Genomic DNA, 20547 nt, shown 5'->3' with positions numbered 1-20547 from the left:
TGTTGGAGCCGACTGAATCCGCGCGAAGGAACGCCGAAATGCTGCCGTCCGGTGCTGCCGATATCGTCCGCATCCTGCGCTTCCGGCGTATCGAAGAAGAACTGGCGACCCACGCAAACCCTTTCCTCGTCGAGGCCCTACGCAAGGAAAAGCTCGAAGGGCAGCGAATCGCCGCCTGGGCACGCACGATCGCGCTGGCGGCAAGCGGCGTCCTGATTGCTTTCCAGAACCCGAGCTGGAGCGTTCTCTACTTCCATGCATTTCTGCTGGTGTTCATCGCCCTGGGCTGGGCGCAACTGCGCTATGCGACGGTGGGCCGCTCCCGAATCGAGCTCGCGCTGATCCTGGCGGACCTCGTGCTCCTGGCGGCCGTGCTCACGGTGCCGAATCCCTTCGCGGCGGGGGCTTTTCCGACGGCGATGATCTATCGCTTCGAAACGTTCCCCTACTTCTTCATCATCCTGGCGCTGGCGACGCTCGCCTATTCCTGGCGCACCATCCTCACCATGGGCGTGGTCTTCGCCTTGATCTGGTTCCTGTCGGTGTTGGGCGTTGCCGTGTTCGGTACGACCGATCCGGAGTTGGGCGGCAAGGTCGCCGCGGCCTTTGCCGACATGCCGGGTGTGCGTCACATCGTCGACCCGAACTCCGTGATCTGGCCCATCCGCGCACAGGAGATGGTCATCTTCTTCCTCGTTTCGGCGATTCTCGCGCTCCGGGGGCAGAGGTCGACCGCCCTGCTGATTCGCCAGGCCGGCATCGCCGCGGAACGCGCCAACCTCTCGCGCTACTTTCCGCCCTCGCTCGTCGACGAGCTGGCATCGGCCAGTGGCGATGTCGGCTCGGTCCGCTCACAGGAAGTCGCGGTGCTGTTTGCCGACATCGTGGGCTTCACCCAGCTCGCCGAGCGCGAGAATCCGGAGACGGTGATCCGCATCCTCAGGAGCTGTCATGCCGTCATCGAGGAGGCGATCTTCTCGAACGGCGGCACGCTCGACAAGTATCTCGGGGATGGGGTGATGGCGACCTTCGGCACGCCCAGGGTGTCGCCGACCGATTGCGCCAACGCCCTCGCGGCCGCCCGTGCCATCGTCGATGGCATTGCATCCGGCAATGCGCTTTTGGCCACGTCCGGTCTTCCACAACTGCGCATCTCGGTCGGCGTGCATTTCGGCCCGGCCATCATCGGCAATATCGGGTCGGAGCGACGACTTGAATTCGCGACGCTTGGCGACACCGTGAACGTGGCCAGCCGCCTGGAGGCGGCGACCCGCAATCTCGGTTGCCAGATCGTCGCCAGCGATGCGGTGGTGTCTCGCGGTGAGGGCGGCATGAGAGGCGACTTCCGGCGCGTTCCGGCGCTCAGCCTGCGCGGTCGCGAGGCCCCCATCGATGTCTGGGTTGCCTAAGCGCAGCCAAGCCGCCCTCAAGCTCCATGGCGCAGCAGCCGTCCCGAATAGGTGTTGGTCGGGCGGTCGTCGCGCATCGTCACCTGGCCGTTGACCAGGATGTACTTGTAGCCTGACGCCCGTTGCACGCGGCGCCACTCGCCGCCGGGCAGGTCGTGCGCGATCTCGTCAGGCAGGACCTTCAGCCCGTCATAGTCGTAGATCACGATGTCGGCGGGGGCGCCCTTCTTCAGCATGCCGCGGCCGCGGAAGCCCGCCACCTCTGCCGGCAGCGCCGACAGCCGCCAGTGCACGTCCTCGAGGCTCAGCATGCCGTGCTGGCGCACCACCTTGCAGATCGTTTCGGTGGGATAGCGGCCGGCCGTCAGGAACTTGGTGTGGGCGCCGCCGTCGGACACGCCGAACAGGATGTAGGGATCGTCGACCAGTTCCTTGAGGTACTCGATGCTGCCGTTGGGCGGGGCGGCGAAGAACTCGGTCTCGAGATTTTCCTCGACCGCCATGTCGAGCATGACGTCGACCGGATGCTTGCCCATCTTCTCGCCGGCATGGGCCAGCGTGTGGTCGAGCCACTTCTTGTTGCGCTCGGTCTTGGGACCGACGATGGCGATCTGCGGCAATGGGCCGGTCGCGGTGATCGGCAGGTTCTCGCGCAACTTCGCGCGGCGCGCCGGATCGGCGAGCTTGGCCAGCCGCTCCTCGCGCGTGCCGGTCGTCGCGTCGCACCAGTCCTGTGAATCGTCGAACAGGTTCCAGTCCTCGAAGGTGAAGGTGAAGCCTGCATCGGTGGTGAGGCCCTGCCCCACGACCCTGATGCCGCGCTCGCGGCAGCTCTTCAGCCAGGCCAGTCCGCGGCGATGGATCTCGGGCCGGTGATCGAAGGCCTGGATCACGTTCATGATCATGGGCCGGCCGCTCAGCGTCGACAGCTCCTCATAGAAGGCGCGGTCGGCCGCATTGTCGCCCGAGATCAGCAGCATCTGCATGAAGCCTTCGTTGCGCTCGGCCAGCACCCGCGCGAATTCCCGGCAGGTCTCGTCATGCATCACGTCGGTCGGCATCGGCGTGCCGTCATAGTCGCGCTGCACGGCCGCCGGGCCGGTGGGCTTCATGCGCTGCGCCGACCAGCCGCAGGCGCCGGCATCCATCGCTTCGCCGAGCAGGCGCTTCATTTCGGCATGCTCCTCCTGCGTCGGCATCTTGCCGGCCTTGGCGGCCTCGAAGCCCATCACCCAGATGAGCAGCGGCGACACCGGCACGTAGGGCAGGACGTTCACCGCCTTGGGTGCGGCATCGACGCTGTCGAGGAATTCCGGGAAGGTCACCCAGTTCCACGGCATCCCCTGCTGCATCGAAGCCATGGGGATCGCCTCGACCCGGGTCATCGACATCATGGCGCGCTCGCGCTCGGCCGGTCGAACCGGGGCGAAGCCAAAGCCGCAATTGCCGATCACCACGGAAGTGATGCCGTGCCACGAGGAGAGCGTGCAGTAGGGATCCCAGAAGAGCTGGGCGTCGTAATGCGTGTGCAGATCGACGAAACCCGGCGCCACGATCAGGCCGCCGGCGTCGATGACCTCGTCGGCATCACTGGCGGCGATCTGGCCGATCTCGGCGATGCGGCCGTCCTTGATGCCGATGTCGCCGCGAAAACGCGGCAGCCGGCTGCCATCGACGATCATCCCGCCGCGGATCACGCGATCATAGCGCGCCATTCGTTTCCTCCGGTGTTTTGCCGGAAGCGTGCGGGCCTGCTGTCGACCTGTCAACGCGAGCGGGTCGCGGCGCAGAACTCAGTTGCGCTTCGTCACCTGGATGAACGTATTGTTGGTGTTGGGCCGGTAGCTGACATTGTAGTGGCCGCCTGCCCCGACCGCATCACAGCTCGCGCCTACAGTCTGGACACGCCCGATGGTGTAAGTGGTCCAGGCGCTGCCCTTCGACATGTCGACGTCGAGCTGGAACAGCAGGTTGGGCGAGCTCTTCTGGGCGTTCTGGTACTGCCAGCAGATCCAGTTCTTGTAACCGGGCTTGAGCTGCATGGTCTTCCACTCGCCTTCGCCCCATTTGTAGCGATAGCTGATCTGCGCCTGGGTCTGGTTGTGCAGGCAGGCACAGCCATGAGTGGTCTGTTGGGCCGCCGCCGGACGCGCGCCCGCAGAGGCAAGGGCGACCATCGCGATCGCCATCAATCCCAGTTTCATTTTACGCCCCCCCGAGTGACGGCAGAACCTAGGATTATCTCCTTTGGACTGCAACCTTCGTGCCGGGCTGGTTATCCCGCCTTGCGCTCGCACTGGAAGGTAACCACGCGCGGCTTGTAGGGAGCGGGAGGCGGCACGGCCGGGAAGCTCTTTTTCGGCCAGGTGCCATCGGCCAGGTGCCGGTCGATCACAGGCACGAGGAGCTGCAGCATGATCCAGGCGCGCAACCGAATCCCTTCGGGTGTGCCGTGGATCGCATCGACGAACAGGTCCGGGTCGGACGGCATCATCCGGGCGAGGTCCAGGAAATCGATGCGGTGTTGCTTCGCGTACTTCGCCAGCACTCGGTTCTGGAACACCGCCAGCCGCTCGAGGTCCCGGTAGCGGAACGGCGCATAGCCGAAATTCAGGTACTCCAGGATGAAGCGGTGGCGCACCGGATCGAGCACCATCCCGTCCGTCACGAGCCACTTGAAGGAGGCCAGAGCCAGTTCGCCCCCCACCGCTTCGGTCATGGCATCGATGCGGCCCAGATCGGCAAGGATCTCCGACAGGGTGACCGGGAGGTCCTTTCGCGCGAGGTCCGGATCCGTCTCGTCTACGCCCGCCGGCCAGACCAGCCTGTACTCGGGCTTGGGCCACTCGCGCCCGTCGGCGCCCGGCGCGCTGTCCGTGCCGGCCGGCGATGGGGACTCGTGCGAACCATATTGAGCGAGCAGATTCTTCACGCGGCTGGCCAATGCGGAGCTGTAGCTGAGATCCTCCAGGATGCGGGCGAACAGGCCTGGAGGCGGCGGAGTCGCAACCGGCAGTCTGGCGGGGCGCGGCGGAAGATCGGGTACCAGCGGCTCCAGATAGAACTGGTTGGCTCCCTCGTAATAGACGACCAGATCCGGCGCGAGCGGCGCCACCTCGTTCTTCATGATGGCCGCTATGTCGGGAGACCCGATGCTCTCGCGTCCCGCGTTCAGGACCTCGAAGCGAAGGTCCAACTTTTTCTCGGCGGCCCATTGATTGAGCCAGTAGCCGACATGTTCTGGATAGGAATAGGGAAAGTGGTGGGAGGACACCGTCGTCGATGCGCCGAGGAAGGCGATGCGGATCGTCCTCGGCTGGCGCGCGAGCGGGACGGGACCGCCACGGAATCCATAGGCATTGGTCACCAGCCCGATCGGTGTGGTCGTGTCGGGCAGGAAGCGGAAGCGCGGCCACGGGCTGCCGTCGGGAGGGTCGTAGACGTAGATCCGACCCGGCGCGTCCTTGAGGTAGGGATGGGCGCAGGGATCGGGACCGACGAAGACGCTGTTCCAGACCTTGAACATGTCGGCGCGCCGCGTGCCGTCGGTCACCCCGCTCGCCTCGACCCGCCGCACCAGTTCGGCATCGTCGGCCGAAACCGCGCGCCGGTTCGGCAGCGGCGGCGGATCATCGGCGAACCAGCTCCGCTGCACCCCCTCGGCCAAAGGGATCCCATCAATATATTTCAGCGCGGCACTGGGCTCCTGGGCATCTAGCCAGCGCGCCATTCCCTCCGCGAGCGCCGTGCAGAGCACGACGGACAGGAGGATCAAAAGAGCGTTCTTCAGGACGGTCGCCACGCCATGCTTGTTAGTACGTCCCACCGGGCGAAGCCAGACGGACCGGCATCCGGGGCATGGTATAGATCGCGGGCGTCACAGGGAGAGCGCAATGCAGTTCGGCTGGCTTACACTCGCAATGTCACCCTCGCCCGAGGAGGACTGCGCCCGCATCGACCAGATCGTGGACCAGGCCTGCGAGGCCGAACGGCTGGGCTTTTCCGACGTCTGGCTGACCGAACATTATTTCACCGGCGAAAGCGTCTATTGCGATTCGCTGATGTTCGCAGCGGCGCTCGCCATGAAGACCTGCAAGGTCCGGCTCGGCTTCGCCGTGGTCCAGACCCCCTTCCATCATCCGGTGCGCCTCGCCGTCCAGCTGGCGCTGCTCGACAATCTCAGCAAGGGCCGCATCGACGTCGGCATCGGCAAGGGCACCGCCTACAACGAGTACGAGTTCGTCGGGCACGGCATGCGCAGCACCGACAGCCGCGAGCGCATGGAGGAAACGGTCGACATCCTGCAGCGCGCCTGGACCGAGTCGCCACTTGACTATGATGAAGCTTCCACAAGCTGCACGTCCCGGCGATCCGGCCCAAGCCCGTGCAGCAGCCCGGTCCGCCCCTGTGGCGCAGCGTGATCTCGCCAGGCTCATTCCGGGAATGCGGCAGGCTCGGCATGCCGATCCTGACCGCCCGCCTACCGGTCGAACGCATCAAGGAGCGCTGGGCGACCTACGCCGCCGGTATCGACGAAGGCGGTCACGATACGCAGACCAAGGCGCAACTGCTTCGCCGGAGCGCCCTCTGGCGCAACGTCTATGTCGGCGAGTCCGACGCCGAGGCGGAGGACACGCTGGCCGCGTTGCTGATCGAGACGCGCGCCCACATGATGCATGTGCGCGAGGCGCACAACCCGGCCGATTTCGAGCCCGAGCCCGCGACCCTCAATGCCTGGACCGATCCGAAGGTGCCGGACTCGGAAGCGGTGCCGTTCCTTCTGCGCACCGGCTGTCTCTACGGCTCCGCCGCACGGGTACGCGACCAGGTTTCGGAACTCCGCGATGTCGGTGTGCAGCACCTCCTTTGCCAGACCGGCTTCGGTGCCATGAGCCACGCTCAGAATCTGGCTTCGATGCGCCGCTTCGGGGAAAAGGTGATGCCCGCTTTTCACGCCACCTGAGCTCTTGCGTCTGGCAACGTACAGACCGCCGCGTTTCTCCCGACTAATTACGGCGGCCGCCGGAACCGAAAGGCGGCGCTCGCGTTAGCCTGTGGTGGCCCCAGCTCTCTGCCGGGTTCATGCCTGGAGTTAGGGGGAGAACTTGGCCATTACCGACGAAAGCCAGAGTTTGGCGAGCCTTTTTGCCGGGCGTGAGAGCGACATCCTCGCCAGCTGGATTTCGACCCTGAATGTCGGGGAAATCCGGATGACGCGGCAGGAAGCCGAGAGCCAGGGTCGAGCCGTGCTCGACGCCCTCGCCAAGGCTGTCGCGCACGGCAGTTCGAGCGACATGCGCGGCGCCGAATACGCAGACGTGCGCGATGTGCTGCAAGTCTTTTCGCGAACCCGGGCGCTGCAGGGTTTCTCCCCGACCGAGACCGCCACCTTCGTCCTGTCGCTGAAGCGGCCCCTGTTCGAGCAGGTGCGCACGAGGACGAAACCCGAGCACGCGTTCGACCTGGTTTCGAGCGTCAGCGAACTGATCGATCGGCTCGCCCTGTTTTCTGTCGAGACGTATCAGAAGACGCGCGAGGAGCTGATTGCCCGGCAGGGCAAGGAGATCGAGGAGCTTTCCACGCCCGTCGTGAAGCTCTGGGATGGCATCGTGGCCCTCCCGTTGATCGGCACGCTGGACAGCGGCCGCACCCAGGTCGTCATGCAGAACCTTCTGGAGACCATCGTCCAGACCGGTGCCGAGATCGCGATCCTCGACATCACGGGCGTGCCGATGGTCGACACGCTGACGGCCCAGCACCTGCTCAAGACGGTCTCGGCCGCCCGGCTGATGGGAGCGGACTGCATCATCAGCGGCATTCGCCCGCAGATCGCGCAGACGATCGTCCAGCTCGGCGTCGACCTCAATGTCGTATCGAAGGCCACCCTGGCCGATGCGCTGGCGCTGGCGCTCCGGCGCACGGGTCGCGTCGTCACCAAGGTCAAGGCGCACTCATCCACCGCCTCGCACGAGCAGCCCGCCGAGACGCGCGGCTGAGCCCGGCGTCATGGACAGCATTCCCATCCTGAAGATCGGGTCGGCACTCCTCGTGACGATCCAGGTCGACATGCATGACCAGCTCGCGACGCGTCTTCAGGACGATCTCACCGAGAAGATCGTGCAGCATCGCGCCCGCGGCGTCCTCATCGACATCTCCGCACTCGAGATCGTCGACAGTTTCATCGGGAGGATGCTGGCGAACATCGCCAACGTTTCCCGCCTGCTCGATGCCGACACGGTGGTCGTCGGCATGCGTCCGGAAGTCGCCATCACGCTGGTCGAGCTCGGCCTTGGCCTGCCCGGGGTGAAGACCGCGCTCAATGCCGAGCGCGGCCTTGCCCTCATTGGCGGCGTGTCGGCCGCGGGCGAAGCGGCGGACGATGCCGACGACGACTGATACCCTGCCGATCACCTCGAGCGACGACGTCGTGCGGGTCCGTCAGAAGGTCCGCGTTCGCGCGACGGAAATCGGCCTGTCCCTGGTCGACCAGACGAAGCTGATCACCGCGGCGAGCGAACTGGCCCGCAACACGCTCGACTACGGCAAGGGCGGTCATGCCGACATCGAGACCATCATCGCGGAACGCCGCGGCGTGCGGGTGGTATTCCGCGATCGAGGCCCCGGCATCCCGGACATCCAGCAGGCCCTGACCGACGGCTTCACGTCGGGAAACGGACTTGGCCACGGACTGGGCGGCGCGCGCCGCCTGGTCGACGATTTCGACATACAGAGTACGGTCGGCGCCGGCACGACGGTAACCATCGCCCGGTGGAAGCGATGAACCGCCTGCTGCCCGTACCCGACACCAGCCACACGAATTCGGCCCGCCGCGAGGCGGAAAGCGTGGCCCGGTCCTGCGGCTTCAGCGAGCCGGATATCGGGCGCGCGGCGCTCGTTGCGCTCGAGATGGCCACGAACGTGGCGCGGCACGCCGGCGGCGGCCAACTCCTGGTGCGCGAGGTCGCCGCGGCGGACTGCAAGGGGCTCGAGATCATCTCGATCGACAGCGGCCCCGGCATGGCGGACGTGGCTTACAGCCTGACCGACGGAGTCTCGACCTATGGCTCGGCCGGCGTGGGTCTCGGCGCCATCCGCCGGCAGGCCGACGAGTTCGACATATACTCGCAGACCGGATCGGCCCCGGGTCGCGGCACCGCGATCTTCGTTCGACTGTGGCCGGGTCGACGGACGCCTCCCGAGACGCTCGCTCTGGTCGGTTCCGTCTCCGTACCGAAGCCCGACGAGCTCGTCTGCGGCGATGGCGTGGCGGTCGTGCGGGCCGGCAGCGTGGTCTCCTTGCTGGTGGTCGACGGACTCGGTCATGGCATAGCGGCCCACCAGGCCGCCGCCGCGGCGTGTGACGTGTTCCAGAAGAACCTGATCGCTTCGACCGTCACGGCCGCACAGAGGATCCATGCCGGACTGCGGGCGACGCGCGGCGCCGCCATCGGTATTGCCAACGTCGACCTGGCCGCCTCGTCCATAACCTTCTGCGGTATCGGCAACATTGCAGGTCTCGCCGCGGCGGGCGGACAGGTTCGGCGTTTCGTCTCGATGAACGGCATCGCCGGTCATACTGCGGGGCAGGTCAGGGAGTTCGTCTATCCATGCGACGGCCCGGGACTGGTGGTGGTGCTGCACTCCGATGGCATCGGGACGAACTGGTCGCTGGACCGCTATCCCGGGCTGGCGGCACGCCATCCGGCGCTGATTGCGGCGATCCTCTATCGCGACGGGACGCGCGGGCGCGACGACGCCACGGTCCTTGTGCTGAGGCGGGCGCCATGAACGGGGCCACACTCTACAGCATGCGCCTCGATACGGAGCAGGACATCGTAAGGGCCCGCCAGCGCGCCCGGCACATCGCGCGCCTCGTGGGGTTCGACCGGCAGACGCAGACCTCCATCGCGACCGCGGTGTCGGAGGTGGCGCGCAACACCGTGACGTACGGCGGCGGCGGCGGCCTGTCCTTTGCCCTGAACGGCGATCCGCCTGCGCAGGCGCTCACCATGGCGTTTCGCGACCAGGGACCGGGCATCGCCGACCTGGAGACCATTCTGGGCGGCACCTATGTCTCGCCGACCGGCATGGGCATCGGCCTGGTGGGCACGCGGAGACTGATGGACCAGTTCGAGATCGACAGCGGTCCGTCGGGCACCCTCGTGCGCTTTGGCAAGTATCTGCCGCGCGGGGCGGCCGCCAACGACATGTCGGTCGGCCGGGTGGCGGCGGACCTTGCACGGTCGGGCCCCGAGGTGTTGGTCGAGGAGGTGCTGGCGCAGAACCGCGACCTGCTCACGACCATGGCCGATCTCGAAACAGCGCGGGCGGAGCTCGCTGAACTGAATGCCGAACTCGACAGCACCAATCGTGGCGTCCTGGCGCTCTATGCCGAACTCGAGCAACGCGCCGACGACCTGAAGCGCGCCAGCGAGGTCAAGAGCCAGTTCCTGTCGGCCGTCAGCCACGAGCTGCGCACGCCGCTCAACTCGATCACGGCGCTGACCCGCATGCTGGCGGACCAGACCGACGGGCCGCTGAACGAAGAACAGCAGCGGCAGCTGTCCTATGTCCGCCAGTCGGCGGACACGCTGACCCGACTCGTCAACGACCTGCTCGACCTCGCCAAGGTCGAGGCCGGCCGCATCGATCTGCATCCTGTGAAGATCGAGGTGGCCGAGCTTCTTTCGGCGCTGCGCGGAATCATGAAGCCTCTGCAAAACAGCGGGGACGTGGATCTCGTCTTCCGCGATCTCACCGGGGGCCTGATGCTCTACACCGACGAGGGCAAGCTCCAGCAGATCCTGCGCAATCTCGTCTCCAACGCCCTCAAGTACACCGAACGCGGCGAAGTCAGCGTGACCGTTGCCACGCCGGTGAGGGGCCGCGTCGAGTTCGCGGTTCGCGACAGCGGCATCGGCATTCCGGACGAGGAACGCGAGCGGATCTTCGACGAGTTCGTCCAGATCCGGAACCCGCTCCAGACCCGCACCAAGGGCTCCGGCCTCGGACTGCCGCTGTCTCGAAAACTCGCCGGCATCCTGGGCGGCGTCATCACGGTCGAGAGCGAGGCTGGAGAAGGATCGACCTTCATCCTCGATCTCCCCGCCGTCCTGCCGGGCGCCTCCCTCGAAAGCGTCGTGGCTGCCGAGGGCATGGGCAAGGTGCTGATCGTCGACGACGAGGAAAGCACCCGCTACGTGCTGACCCACATGCTGCGCAGCGAAGGCCCGTGGGCCTTGATCGAGGCGGCGGACGGCACGGAGGGGCTCCGGCTGGCACAGGTCGAGATGCCCGACTTCATCCTGCTCGACCTCCATTTGCCCGGCCTCACCGGCTTCGAGGTCTTCCGCTCCCTGAAGGGCGATCCCGCTACCGCACACATTCCGGTGCTGATCCTCACCTCGTCGCTGCTGGGACCGGAGCACCATGAGCGGCTGCGCGGCGCCGTGGGAATCCTCTCCAAGTCGAACCTGTCGCGCGCCATCCTTGCCGGCCACGTGGTCCAGGCCATGAAGAAGGGCGGTGAGCCTTGAAGCCGCTGATCCTCAATGTCGACGACAACGAATCCGGTCGATACATAAAGACCCGTTTGCTGCGCCAGGGCGGCTACGAAGTCATCGAGGCGCGGACCGGCATCGAGGCGCTGGAAGTGGCGCGTCGGGAACGCCCCGACCTCGTGCTGCTCGACGTCAAGCTACCCGACATCAACGGCTTCGAGGTCTGCCGCCTCATCAAGAAGCAGGACATCCAGCTCCTCGTCCTGCAGATCTCCGCCTCCTTCGTCGCCCCCCAGGACCGCGCGGTCGGCCTGGACAGCGGCGCCGATTCCTATCTCAGCCAGCCGGTCGAGCCCTCGGAACTGCTCGCCACCATCCGCGCCCTGCTGCGCCTGAAGCGTGCGGAACAGGCGGCGGAACAGAGCAATGAGCTCTATCGCATGATCGTGCAGAGCGTGGTCGACCACGCCATCATCACGGTCGACCAGAACGGCCTGATCCAGAGCTGGAGCGAGGGCGCTCATCGCGTGCTCGGCTGGACGGAAACGGAAGCGCTGGGTCAGTCGGCGGACTCGATCTACACGCCCGAGGACGTTTCGGGCGGCGTGCCCCATACGGAACGTCAGCGGGCCGCGACGGAAGCAAGCGTGACCTCGAACCGGTGGCACCTTCGCAAGGACGGACGACCGATCTGGGCCAGCTGCGTGATGGCACCGCTGCGGGCGCGCGGCGGAACGGGCCAGGGGTTCATCCTGGTGCTTCGCGATCTCACCGTCGAGAAGACGCAGCAGGACGCCATGGAGCGCACGAATGCCTGGCTCGAGCGCGAGGTCGCGGTGCGCACCGGCGCGCTGACGGAAGCCAACCGCCGGCTGCGCGCCGAGATCGAGGAGCGCCAGCAGGCCGAGGCCGCCCTGCGGCAGGTCCAGAAGATGGAGGCGATCGGTCAACTCACCGGCGGCATCGCCCACGACTTCAACAACATGCTGACGGTCGTGCTGGGCTCAACGGAGTCCCTGAAGAAGGCGCTGCCCGCGACTGAGGCGGCACAACATCGCCGGGCCGATCTGGTCATGCAGGCCGCCACCCAGGCGGCGGCGCTCACCCACCGCCTGCTGGCTTTCGCCCGTCGCCAGCCCAGCGATCCCAAGCCGGCCAGTCTGAACGTCCTGGTCGGCGGCCTGATCGACATGCTCCACCGCACGATCGGCGAGAGCATCCAGCTCGAGATCGACCTCGAAGAGGACCTGCCGCTGGTCACGATCGATTCCAACCAGCTCGAGAATGCACTGCTGAATCTCGCGGTGAATGCACGCGACGCCATGCCGGGCGGCGGCAAGTTGGTCATCCGCACCCTGTCGCGAGGCGATCGGGTTCTGCTCACCGTGTCGGACACCGGCATCGGTATGTCGGAAGAGACGCAACGGCGCGCCGTGGAGCCGTTCTTCACGACCAAGCGACACGGCGAGGGCACCGGCCTCGGCCTCGCCCAGGTGGCGGGCTTCATGGCCGAGTCCGAAGGCGCGCTCGACCTGATATCGGCCGAGGGCAAGGGTACGACCGTCCGCCTGTCCCTGCCCCGCCTGCCGGAAGGCACCGCCGTCGTGCGCGAGTCGGTACCGGACGAAGGTCTGTTCGACGGCAAGGGCCGCCATGCGCTGGTGGTCGAAGACCAGCAGGGCGTGCGCGAGCACGTCGCCGAATCGCTGCGTCAGCTCGGTTTCGAGGTCGCAACGGCGTCCGATGGCATGGCGGCGCGCAGCCATGTCGATGCAGGGCATCCGGTCGACCTGCTCATGACGGATATCGGCCTGCCGGGCGGGACGGATGGCTGGCAGGTCGCCGACCACATGCGCAAGGTGCGTCCCGACGTGCGAATCGTCCTGATGACGGGCTACGCCCAGCCCAACGCAACGCCGCTGGGTCCGGGGACGGAACTGCTGATGAAGCCGTTCGTGCGCAGCACGCTCGAGCTGCGCCTGTCGCGTCTGTTCGGTCGCGACCGCCTGTGAGGCGGACCGCCGCTATTTCGGACAGTCGCCGAGGCGCTTGCCGCTCAACGCGCTCTTGCCCTTGACCGTCGTGCCGGACTTGTCGGCCGCCACCAGCTCGCCGACGCCCTGGTAGCTCGTCTGGGTGTAGGTGATCTCTGCCTTGGCCGTGACACCGGGCGTCTGGTCGTTGGGCGGGCAGGTCAGCGTGGCGGCGAGCACGCCGGCCTTCTTGGCGCCCGGCTCGTACTTGCAACCATGCTGCTTGATCTCGTCGGGTGTCGGGAACAGCAGGCGCTCGAGCTGGGCCTCGTCGGCGGCAAGGCAGACCTTCTTGGACGAAGGCTGCATCGGCTGCATGCCTTCCATCTCGGTCTTCTCCGTCGTCTCCCATTCGCCGGCCTGGATGGCCGTCTGCGCTCCGGCGGCAACGGCAATCATCGATACGGCAACAGCGGCCGGCAGCAAGAACAACCTCATGAAGACTCCTGATAGCGCTTGAGCCGAAACCATAGCCCATATTGGCTCGTTGCGCCGCTACTTCGGCAGTCTCTCGATCCAGTGCCGTGCCGGCGCAATTGCAGTAAACACCCGCATGGGTCGGTCGGCCGCGGCCAGGATGCCCAGCACGCGGGAAACCTGCTCGAACTGGTCAGGCGACAAGACGAGCGCGAGAGGTCCCGGCCTGTCGCCTGTCGTATGCCGTGCCCGGAGCTGCACACCGATCGCCAGCAACTCCTCTTCGGTCAAATCGGTATTGCCTCGGCTGCCGTCGTACAACTTGCGGTAAGACATCGTGCCGGCGCCGTTCATCGCCGCGATGTATTCCTCGAGCTCCGCGCCGGTGACAGCGCCTTCGGCGGTCACGATCACGAGCCTTTCCTTGGAGTCGACGATCCAGTGCAGTGGCATGGATGGATCTTTTGCCAGTCCGGAGCCCAGGGCACCAGAGAGCACCGCACAGTATCGTCAGATAAGATCGGGCCACATCGAAACGACGGCAGCAGCGATTTTATCGACCTCGGCCGACATTCCGCGTTCGCCCGCGAAGGCTTCGCTCCGGGAGCCGGCCGGCAGCAGGGGCATGCGCACGCTCCGCGGATCAAGGGCCATCAGGCAGGAGGTGACATACTCTTCGTCGGCAAGGCGGTCGCCGCCCCGCACCAGACCTTCCGCGGGAACCTCCAGTGTCCCGAGCGGTGACGCCGAGAGTTCGAGCACCGCGATACGTCGCGCACCGAGCGCCCTCAGCCCGTCCAGACGGTCGCCGAGGACCGGTCCCAGCCTCTCGCGCGAGAAGGAGTCTGCATCGATGACGGGGGCCAGCACGACGGGCAACCGCTGCAACAGCCCCTGGCCGAGCGCACGGGCGATCAGTACAGCCGTCTTGAGCGGCAGATGGGGCGCCGGGGGGCCGGCCGAAACGACGGGGACGAGAACGACGGCATTGCCGTCGAACCGGGAAGCGACTTCCTGTCGGGTGAGATCGTCGAGCCAGACGCCGGGCAGAGTGTTCATCGGCGGCAGGCTAGCACGTGCTACGCTGGCTTCAATGAACCCGCTCCTGACGGTCCTGCAGCGCATGGGAGGTCGCGCCACCACCCTCCTGCCCTTTTCCCTGCTGCTCGGCCTGCTGTTCCAGGATCTCGCCGCCGCGGCGCGGCCGCTGCTGCTGCCGCTGGTCGTGATCCTGCTGATGCTGGCCCTGGCGCGGATGGACTGGGGCCGCCTCTCCGCCCTGCTGCGCCGGCCCGGTCCCGCGCTGCTACTCGCCGTCCTCAACCTCGTCGCGGTGCCGCTCGTCGTCTGGCCGGTCTGGCAGGGGCTCGGCCTGTGGCCGAGCCTCGTCACGGCTCTCTGCCTCAGCGCCATGGCACCCGGCATCATATCGGCGGCGACGACGGCCACCTTCCTGCGCCTCGATTCCTCTCTCGCCCTGCTGCTCTCGCTGTTCACGAACTTCCTGGTGCCTTTCACCCTGCCGCCGCTGGCGCTGTGGCTGCTGGGCTTCGACCTCAAGATCGGCCTCTTCGAGCTGAGCCTGAGGCTGGCGATGATCGTCGCCCTGGCGATGGCCGGAGCGCTCGTCATCCGCCGCTGGCTGGGGACCCGCCTCGCCGAGGCCGGTCCGACCCTCGATGGCGTCTCGGTGGTGGTGCTGATGGTGTTCGCCATCCCGCTGATGGATGGCGTCGTGGCCCGCGCGATCACGGAGCCCGTGAAGCTGGCGGGCTTCATCGCCGGTTCCTTCGCCGGAATGCTCCTGTGCAATCTCGTGATGGCGGTCGCCACCTGGCCGTTCCTCGATCGGCGCAGCGCCCTCACCGTCGGCTACTGCTCGGGCGGGCGCCACAACGCGCTGCTCATGGCAGTGCTGCCGGCCACAGCCGATCCCGACATCTTCCTGTTCATCGCCGCCGTTCAGTTTCCGATCTACATCGTCCCGGCCCTGCTGCAGCCACTCTACCGCCGCTTGCTGCCCCGTTAAGGCCGTTGTAACGATCCGGACAGGGGAATTTACCGGGAGATCCAACCATGAAGCGCAGACTTCTGCTCGCCACCGCCGCGACCCTGTTCGCCGCGCCCGCTTTCGCCCAGACCAAGTGGGACCTGCCGGCCGCCTATCCCGCCACCAACTACCATACCCTCAACCTCCAGAAATTCGCCGATGCCGTGAAGACGAGCTCGGGCGGCAAGCTCGAAATCGTCGTTCATCCCGGCGCCTCGCTGTTCAAGGCCCCCGAGATCAAGCGCGCCGTACAGACGGGCCAGGCCCCGATCGGCGAGATCCTGGTCTCCAACTTCGAGAACGAGGATCCGGTCTACGGCGTCGACGTCGTACCCTTCCTGGCCAGCTCCTTCCCCGAGGCCAAGAAGCTGTGGGCGGCGCAGAAGCCGGTGCTGGAGAAGAAGGCGGCCGCCCAGGGCATGATGGTCCTGTTCGCGGTGCCGTGGCCGCCGCAGGGCCTCTACGCCAAGAAGGAAGTGAATTCGGTCGCCGACATGAAGGGCATGAAGTTCCGCGCCTACAACCGCGGCACCTCGCGCATCGCCGAACTGACCGGCGCGCAGCCCATCACCATCCAGGCTGCCGAACTCAGCCAGGCTCTGGCCACCGGCAAGGTCGATTCGTTCATTTCGTCTGGCGCCACCGGCGTCGACTCCAAGGTGTGGGAACAGCTCACGCACTTCTACGACACCCAGGCCTGGCTGCCGAAGAACGCCGTGCTGATGAACAAGGCCGCCTTCGACAAGCTCGATCCCGCGACCCAGAAGGCCGTGTTGGCCGAAGCCGCCAAGGCCGAGGCGCTGGGTTGGGCCGAGGCCGAGAAACTCTCCGCCGGCTTCCTGGAGACGCTCGCCAAGAACGGCATGAAGGTGCAGCCGCCCTCGCCCAAGCTGGCCGCCGAGTACAAGGAGCTCGGCAAGAAGCTGACCGCCGAATGGCTCGAAAAGGCCGGCGCCGACGGCAAGGCCGTAGTCGACGCCTACAACAAGAACTAGGGCGTCCACTTTCGTGCGCGCTGCGCTCAAGACCCTCTACGAGGTGACGGGGATCCTGGGCGGCATCTTCATGGTGCTGCTCCTGGTCTTCGTGCTCTATTCGGTCGGCCCGGGCGTCGGCCTCTGGCTCGAGCAGACCTTCGGCCTGCCCAACCCGATCACCTATGTGGCGCGTTCGGCCGACGAGTTCGCGGGATATGCCATGCTCGCCTCGGCGTTCCTGGCGCTCGCCTCGACCTTCGGCCGCGGTGAGCACATCCGGGTCACGCTGTTCGTGCAGCGTCTCCAGGGAACGCCGCGGCGCCTGGCCGAAATCTGGTGCCTGGTGCTCGGCAGCCTCCTGACCGGCTATCTCGCCTGGTTCTCGATCAAGCTCTGCTGGCTGTCCTACGAGATCAACGACGTCTCGACCGGACTGATCGTCATCCCGCTCTGGATCCCGCAGGTCGGCATGGCGGTCGGTGCCGTGGTCCTGTGCATCGCCGTGGTCGAACAGCTCGTCGTGGTCGCGACGGGCGGTCCCCTCATGGAAGAACCTTCGGGCGAGGAAGCCGCCCGCCTGGAGCGCTGATGGGCAGCATCGACGCCCAGATCGCGCTGCTCGCGATCTGCGCCCTCTTCTTCCTGTTCGGCACCGGCATCTGGATCGGCATGAGCATGATCGGCGTGTCGATCGCCGTCATGTGGATGTTCGCGCCGGCCAAGCCCGCCGGCGATGCGATGGCGACCGTGGTCTTCTCCGACCTGTCGTCCTGGACACTGACTGCCCTTCCCCTGTTCATCTGGATGGGCGAGGTCCTGTTCCGAACGGCCATCTCGGAGGAGATGTTCCGCGGCCTTGCGCCCTGGATGCAGCGCCTGCCTGGCCGCCTGGTCCATACCAACATCATCGGCTGCACCATCTTCGCCGCCGTCTCGGGCTCCTCGGCCGCGACCTGCGCCACCATCGGCAAGATGACCGTGCCGGAGCTGCGTCGCCGCGGCTATCCTGACGCCATCGCCATCGGCAGCCTGTCGGGCGCCGGCACGCTCGGCCTGCTGATCCCGCCGTCGCTGATCATGATCGTGTACGGCGTGCAGGCGGAAGTCTCGATCGCCAAGCTGTTCGCGGCCGGCATCATTCCCGGCATCCTGCTGGCCGGCCTGATGATGGCCTATGTGGCCGGCTGGTCGCTGCTCAACCCCACGAAGATCCCGCCGCCCGACGCGCCGATGCCGCTGCGGGAAAAGCTGCGCGAGTCGAGCTCGCTGATCCCCGTCGTGCTGCTGATCCTTCTCGTGCTGGGCTCGATCTATGCCGGCGTCGCGACCGCGACCGAATCGGCCGCCTTCGGCGTGATCGGCTCCTTTGCCATCGCCTTCTGGCAACGCCGGCTGACGCTCAGGAACTTCTGGGACAGCGTGATGGGCGCCACGCGCCTCACCTCGATGATCCTGCTGATCCTGGCCGGCGCCTCGTTCCTGAAGCTTGCGATGGGCTTCACCGGCCTGCCGCGCCACCTTGCCGAGACGATTGACGCGATGGGCCTGACGCCCGGCATGCTGATCCTGGTGCTGGCCGTCCTCTACATCATCCTCGGCTGCTTCCTCGACGGCATCTCGATGATCGTGCTGACCGCTGCCATCGTGCTGCCGATGATCGAACAGGCCGGCATCGACAAGATCTGGTTCGGCATCTTCATCACCATCGTGGTCGAGATGGCCCAGATCACGCCGCCGGTCGGCTTCAACCTTTTCGTGTTGCAGGGCATGACCGGCAAGTCGATCTTCTGGATCGGCAAGGTCTCGCTGCCCTTCTTCCTGACCATGGTGCTGTGTCTGCTGCTGCTCTACTTCTTCCCGGGCCTCGTCAGCTTCCTGCCGGATATGATGGTCAACGCTGCACGCTGACCTCGCGGTAGAAGTCCTTCAGCAGGTCGAGCACGTCGAGCACGGGAAGGCCCAGCGCCTTCTCCAGTGCCGGCTTGTAGGGCGGCAGGTTGGTGCATTCGAGCACCACCGCATCCACCTCGGGATGCCGGGCCACGAGGTCACGCCCCGCAGCCACCACTTCGCGCTCGACCGTTTCGCGATCGAGCGTCAACCCATTGCACAGGAACGTGCCGGCAAAGGAACTGTCCTCGGGCAGTCCGACGACCGGCGTATCGCCGGGCGCGCCGACCGCCGCAAAATGCGCCGGCGTCAGGTTCTTCGCCGAGGCTGTGATCACGCCGACCTTGCGACCCGCCAGCTTGCGAATGTGCAGCAGCGCCGAGGTCGCCACCGGCACCGGCGACACCGCCGCCAGATCGTCCTGATAGAGCGCGAGGAACCCGCAGCTCGTCCCCAGCCCAACCGCACCCTCCGCTGCCAGCGCCTCGGCATTCGCCTTCAACGCTGCCAACACGCGCGGCCTATCGGGATGCGCCGCCACCGCATCGGCAGACCCGATCCCTTGCATCGTCCGGAAGATCACCGGGAAGTCGTAGGACGCCGCATTGCCGACATCCCCCACGATCCGCGGAAATCGGGTATCGAGCATCAGGATGCCCAGCGGGCCACGGGGCGCGCGATCAGACATTGCGCTTCGCGATCGCGCGGCCGGCGACGTAGCCGAAGGTGAGGCAGGGCCCGATCGTCGTGCCGGCGCCGACCGACTTGGTGCCGATCGGGCTCGCCATCGCGATCCCCGCGCAATAGAGCCCGCCGATCACGCTGCGGTCGGGCCGCAGCACGCGGCAGTACCGGTCGGTCCGTGGACCGCCCTTGGTGCCGAGGCTCACATAGAGGAAGGGCGCGGCGTAGAACGGCCCCTGCTCGACCGTGCCGAGCGCGCGGTTCTTGGTATAGAAGCGCTCCCACACCGTCTCGCCGCGATGGAAGTCGCGATCGACGCCTTCCTTCGACCAGCCGTTGAAGCGGTCGACCGTGGCGCGCAGCGCCGCCGGATCGAGCCCGACCTGGGCGGCCAGCGCCTCGACCGTGTCGGCCTTGCGAATGAACCCCTTCTCCTTCGAGCCGAAGTGCATGGAGAGCGTCATCGCCTTGGCATAACGCGCGTCGAAGATCCGCCAGGCCGGCAGATGCCGGTGACGTCCGTCGGGGCCGCGCTCGTCGATCGCGACGCCGAGGGCCGGACTGCCTTCGCTGACGAAGCGCTTTGCGTCGCGGTTCACCAGGATCACGTGCGGCGCGTAAGTCTCGAGCAGCGGCTGGGCGTGGCGGCGGCCTTCGTAGGTCGTGAAGGTCGCGGGCGAGATCAGCGCCTGGTCCATGTGCGCGAGCTCGGCACCAACCTCGGCCGCCATCACCTGGCCGTCGCCGGTGTTGGTGTCGGGCGCACCGGTGAGGTCGATGCCGGGGAAATGCTTGGCCATGAGGTCGCGGTTCCAGTCGAAGCCGCCGGTCGCCAGCACGACACCGCGCGCCGCCCGGATCGTGCGCCGTTCGCCGCCGACCGTGGCCTCGACGCCTGCCACCGCATCGCCGTCCATCACCAGCCGGTGGACCGGTGCTTCGAGTTCGATGCGACACCCTTTGTCGAGACAGCCCCGCACCAGCCCCACCACCAGCGCATTGCCCGCCCCGACCCGCGCCGTCAGCAGCCGCCACAGAAGCGTCGGTGCCATGCCGAGCGCCCCGCGCACCGGGTACTTGAGGACGCCGTCGACCAGCTCGCGATAGGTGAAGAGCTGCGTCTTCACCGAAGCCCGCACGCGGTTCCACCAGCGGCCGAGAAGGAACTTGCTGAGGGGCGTGGTCGAGACCATGCGGCCGAACGGCCTGCCGCCCGGCAAATCGGCATAGGGGTCGGGATGGTTGACCAGTTCGAAGCGCAGCGGCGTCTCGTCTTCCAGGAAGCGCAGCATCGGCGCCGATTGCTCGGCCAGCACCTGCCACAGCTCCTGCTCGCTCTCCTCCCAGCCGGGCGGCGCCGCGCCCTTGATGTAGCGCATCGTCTCCTCGGGCGAGTCCTCGATGCCGGCCGCCCTCATGTGATGGTTGCACGGCACCCAGGTGCCCGCGCCCGACATCGCCGTCGTGCCGCCGAGCCAGCGGGACTTCTCGAGCACGATCACGCGGGCGCCATCGTGCGCGGCCGCCAGCGCCGCCGACAGGCCGGCGGCGCCCGAGCCCACCACGATGACGTCGTACTCCATCAGA

General features: G+C 66.7%; 21 protein-coding genes. 13 read left to right on the top strand and 8 right to left on the bottom strand.

Annotated features, from left to right (window positions below):
- The first annotated feature begins 38 nt into the window (after positions 1 to 38).
- The gene (locus tag ACO07I_RS24900; RefSeq protein ID WP_422012212.1) at positions 39 to 1409 is read left to right on the top strand and encodes an adenylate/guanylate cyclase domain-containing protein; all 1371 of its coding nucleotides are present in this window, start codon (positions 39 to 41) and stop codon (positions 1407 to 1409) included.
- A gap of 17 nt (positions 1410 to 1426) precedes the next feature.
- On the opposite strand, the gene ACO07I_RS24895 is transcribed toward ACO07I_RS24900, so the two are convergent.
- The 3 genes from ACO07I_RS24895 to ACO07I_RS24885 form a co-directional block, all read right to left on the bottom strand.
- Positions 1427 to 3124, bottom strand: a complete 1698-nt coding sequence (locus tag ACO07I_RS24895; RefSeq protein ID WP_422012210.1) for an N-acyl-D-amino-acid deacylase family protein — start codon at positions 3122 to 3124, stop codon at positions 1427 to 1429.
- Positions 3125 to 3202: 78 nt separating this feature from the next.
- Entirely contained in the window at positions 3203 to 3613 is a 411-nt protein-coding gene (locus ACO07I_RS24890; RefSeq protein ID WP_422012208.1) for a hypothetical protein, read from the bottom strand.
- A gap of 71 nt (positions 3614 to 3684) precedes the next feature.
- Positions 3685 to 5211, bottom strand: coding sequence for a hypothetical protein (locus ACO07I_RS24885; protein WP_422012206.1), 1527 nt, complete (start codon positions 5209 to 5211; stop codon positions 3685 to 3687).
- Positions 5212 to 5302: 91 nt separating this feature from the next.
- Between ACO07I_RS24885 and ACO07I_RS24880 the strand changes: the two genes are divergently transcribed.
- The 8 genes from ACO07I_RS24880 to ACO07I_RS24845 all read left to right on the top strand — a co-directional run bounded on the left by ACO07I_RS24880 (position 5303) and on the right by ACO07I_RS24845 (position 12921).
- A complete protein-coding gene (locus tag ACO07I_RS24880; RefSeq protein WP_422012204.1) occupies positions 5303 to 5830 on the top strand; it encodes an LLM class flavin-dependent oxidoreductase in 528 nt (175 codons plus the stop codon).
- Positions 5794 to 6372, top strand: coding sequence for an LLM class flavin-dependent oxidoreductase (locus ACO07I_RS24875; RefSeq protein ID WP_422012202.1), 579 nt, complete (start codon positions 5794 to 5796; stop codon positions 6370 to 6372). Before ACO07I_RS24880 ends, ACO07I_RS24875 begins: the two co-directional genes overlap by 37 nt.
- A 142-nt stretch (positions 6373 to 6514) precedes the next feature.
- Positions 6515 to 7405 (top strand): STAS domain-containing protein, encoded by an 891-nt coding sequence (locus ACO07I_RS24870; protein WP_422012200.1) that lies wholly within the window; start codon positions 6515 to 6517, stop codon positions 7403 to 7405.
- 10 nt (positions 7406 to 7415) lie between these two features.
- A complete protein-coding gene (locus ACO07I_RS24865) occupies positions 7416 to 7805 on the top strand; it encodes an STAS domain-containing protein (protein ID WP_298311008.1) in 390 nt (129 codons plus the stop codon).
- Positions 7789 to 8190 (top strand): ATP-binding protein, encoded by a 402-nt coding sequence (locus ACO07I_RS24860; protein WP_422012198.1) that lies wholly within the window; start codon positions 7789 to 7791, stop codon positions 8188 to 8190. Before ACO07I_RS24865 ends, ACO07I_RS24860 begins: the two co-directional genes overlap by 17 nt.
- Complete coding sequence (locus ACO07I_RS24855; protein WP_422012196.1) at positions 8187 to 9197, top strand: ATP-binding protein; 1011 nt, start codon at positions 8187 to 8189, stop codon at positions 9195 to 9197. The genes ACO07I_RS24860 and ACO07I_RS24855 overlap by 4 nt, the downstream gene beginning before the upstream one ends.
- Positions 9194 to 10945 carry an ATP-binding protein gene (locus ACO07I_RS24850; RefSeq protein ID WP_422012194.1) on the top strand — a complete coding sequence of 584 codons (1752 nt, stop codon included), beginning with the start codon at positions 9194 to 9196 and terminating at the stop codon, positions 10943 to 10945. The genes ACO07I_RS24855 and ACO07I_RS24850 overlap by 4 nt, the downstream gene beginning before the upstream one ends.
- On the top strand, positions 10942 to 12921 hold the full coding sequence (locus ACO07I_RS24845; RefSeq protein WP_422012192.1) for a response regulator: 1980 nt from the start codon (positions 10942 to 10944) through the stop codon (positions 12919 to 12921). Before ACO07I_RS24850 ends, ACO07I_RS24845 begins: the two co-directional genes overlap by 4 nt.
- Positions 12922 to 12933: 12 nt before the next feature.
- On the opposite strand, the gene ACO07I_RS24840 is transcribed toward ACO07I_RS24845, so the two are convergent.
- From ACO07I_RS24840 to ACO07I_RS24830, 3 genes are read right to left on the bottom strand one after another with little or no spacing between them, the layout of a single operon-like run.
- Complete coding sequence (locus ACO07I_RS24840) at positions 12934 to 13380, bottom strand: DUF3617 domain-containing protein (RefSeq protein ID WP_422012190.1); 447 nt, start codon at positions 13378 to 13380, stop codon at positions 12934 to 12936.
- 57 nt (positions 13381 to 13437) lie between these two features.
- Positions 13438 to 13812, bottom strand: a complete 375-nt coding sequence (locus ACO07I_RS24835; RefSeq protein ID WP_422012188.1) for a hypothetical protein — start codon at positions 13810 to 13812, stop codon at positions 13438 to 13440.
- 57 nt (positions 13813 to 13869) lie between these two features.
- Complete coding sequence (locus ACO07I_RS24830; RefSeq protein ID WP_422012186.1) at positions 13870 to 14418, bottom strand: hypothetical protein; 549 nt, start codon at positions 14416 to 14418, stop codon at positions 13870 to 13872.
- A 34-nt stretch (positions 14419 to 14452) separates the two neighbouring features.
- On the opposite strand from ACO07I_RS24830, the gene ACO07I_RS24825 reads away from it, so the two are divergent.
- The 4 genes from ACO07I_RS24825 to ACO07I_RS24810 are packed head-to-tail and all read left to right on the top strand — an operon-like array spanning position 14453 to position 18294.
- On the top strand, positions 14453 to 15388 hold the full coding sequence (locus ACO07I_RS24825) for a hypothetical protein (RefSeq protein ID WP_422012184.1): 936 nt from the start codon (positions 14453 to 14455) through the stop codon (positions 15386 to 15388).
- A gap of 47 nt (positions 15389 to 15435) precedes the next feature.
- Positions 15436 to 16404: a TRAP transporter substrate-binding protein gene (locus tag ACO07I_RS24820; RefSeq protein WP_422012182.1), complete on the top strand. Its 969-nt coding sequence runs from the start codon at positions 15436 to 15438 to the stop codon at positions 16402 to 16404.
- Positions 16405 to 16417: 13 nt separating this feature from the next.
- Positions 16418 to 16975 (top strand): TRAP transporter small permease, encoded by a 558-nt coding sequence (locus ACO07I_RS24815; RefSeq protein ID WP_422012180.1) that lies wholly within the window; start codon positions 16418 to 16420, stop codon positions 16973 to 16975.
- A complete protein-coding gene (locus ACO07I_RS24810) occupies positions 16975 to 18294 on the top strand; it encodes a TRAP transporter large permease (protein WP_422012178.1) in 1320 nt (439 codons plus the stop codon). The genes ACO07I_RS24815 and ACO07I_RS24810 overlap by 1 nt, the downstream gene beginning before the upstream one ends.
- Here ACO07I_RS24810 and ACO07I_RS24805 read toward each other — a convergent pair.
- Both ACO07I_RS24805 and ACO07I_RS24800 read right to left on the bottom strand, forming a co-directional pair.
- The gene (locus ACO07I_RS24805; RefSeq protein ID WP_422012176.1) at positions 18278 to 18964 is read right to left on the bottom strand and encodes an aspartate/glutamate racemase family protein; all 687 of its coding nucleotides are present in this window, start codon (positions 18962 to 18964) and stop codon (positions 18278 to 18280) included. The genes ACO07I_RS24810 and ACO07I_RS24805 overlap by 17 nt on opposite strands.
- Positions 18957 to 20543: an FAD-dependent oxidoreductase gene (locus ACO07I_RS24800; protein ID WP_422012174.1), complete on the bottom strand. Its 1587-nt coding sequence runs from the start codon at positions 20541 to 20543 to the stop codon at positions 18957 to 18959. Before ACO07I_RS24800 ends, ACO07I_RS24805 begins: the two co-directional genes overlap by 8 nt.
- Positions 20544 to 20547 lie beyond the last annotated feature (4 nt).

The sequence above is a fragment of the Reyranella sp. genome, from assembly GCF_965227665.1.
GTDB lineage: Bacteria > Pseudomonadota > Alphaproteobacteria > Reyranellales > Reyranellaceae > Reyranella.
Note: the sequence above shows the minus strand (reverse complement) of the source record. Positions and strands in the feature narration are given on the sequence as shown.

What these genes read in the sequence shown, in the direction of transcription:
- ACO07I_RS24900 (WP_422012212.1), top strand. Translation starts at nt 39, where the DNA reads ATGCTGCCGTCCGGTGCTGCCGATATCGTCCGCATCCTGCGCTTCCGG.
- ACO07I_RS24895 (WP_422012210.1), bottom strand. Translation starts at nt 3,124, where the DNA reads ATGGCGCGCTATGATCGCGTGATCCGCGGCGGGATGATCGTCGATGGC.
- ACO07I_RS24890 (WP_422012208.1), bottom strand. Translation starts at nt 3,613, where the DNA reads ATGAAACTGGGATTGATGGCGATCGCGATGGTCGCCCTTGCCTCTGCG.
- ACO07I_RS24880 (WP_422012204.1), top strand. Translation starts at nt 5,303, where the DNA reads ATGCAGTTCGGCTGGCTTACACTCGCAATGTCACCCTCGCCCGAGGAG.
- ACO07I_RS24865 (WP_298311008.1), top strand. Translation starts at nt 7,416, where the DNA reads ATGGACAGCATTCCCATCCTGAAGATCGGGTCGGCACTCCTCGTGACG.
- ACO07I_RS24860 (WP_422012198.1), top strand. Translation starts at nt 7,789, where the DNA reads ATGCCGACGACGACTGATACCCTGCCGATCACCTCGAGCGACGACGTC.
- ACO07I_RS24855 (WP_422012196.1), top strand. Translation starts at nt 8,187, where the DNA reads ATGAACCGCCTGCTGCCCGTACCCGACACCAGCCACACGAATTCGGCC.
- ACO07I_RS24850 (WP_422012194.1), top strand. Translation starts at nt 9,194, where the DNA reads ATGAACGGGGCCACACTCTACAGCATGCGCCTCGATACGGAGCAGGAC.
- ACO07I_RS24840 (WP_422012190.1), bottom strand. Translation starts at nt 13,380, where the DNA reads ATGAGGTTGTTCTTGCTGCCGGCCGCTGTTGCCGTATCGATGATTGCC.
- ACO07I_RS24835 (WP_422012188.1), bottom strand. Translation starts at nt 13,812, where the DNA reads ATGCCACTGCACTGGATCGTCGACTCCAAGGAAAGGCTCGTGATCGTG.
- ACO07I_RS24830 (WP_422012186.1), bottom strand. Translation starts at nt 14,418, where the DNA reads ATGAACACTCTGCCCGGCGTCTGGCTCGACGATCTCACCCGACAGGAA.
- ACO07I_RS24825 (WP_422012184.1), top strand. Translation starts at nt 14,453, where the DNA reads ATGAACCCGCTCCTGACGGTCCTGCAGCGCATGGGAGGTCGCGCCACC.
- ACO07I_RS24820 (WP_422012182.1), top strand. Translation starts at nt 15,436, where the DNA reads ATGAAGCGCAGACTTCTGCTCGCCACCGCCGCGACCCTGTTCGCCGCG.
- ACO07I_RS24810 (WP_422012178.1), top strand. Translation starts at nt 16,975, where the DNA reads ATGGGCAGCATCGACGCCCAGATCGCGCTGCTCGCGATCTGCGCCCTC.
- ACO07I_RS24805 (WP_422012176.1), bottom strand. Translation starts at nt 18,964, where the DNA reads ATGTCTGATCGCGCGCCCCGTGGCCCGCTGGGCATCCTGATGCTCGAT.
- ACO07I_RS24800 (WP_422012174.1), bottom strand. Translation starts at nt 20,543, where the DNA reads ATGGAGTACGACGTCATCGTGGTGGGCTCGGGCGCCGCCGGCCTGTCG.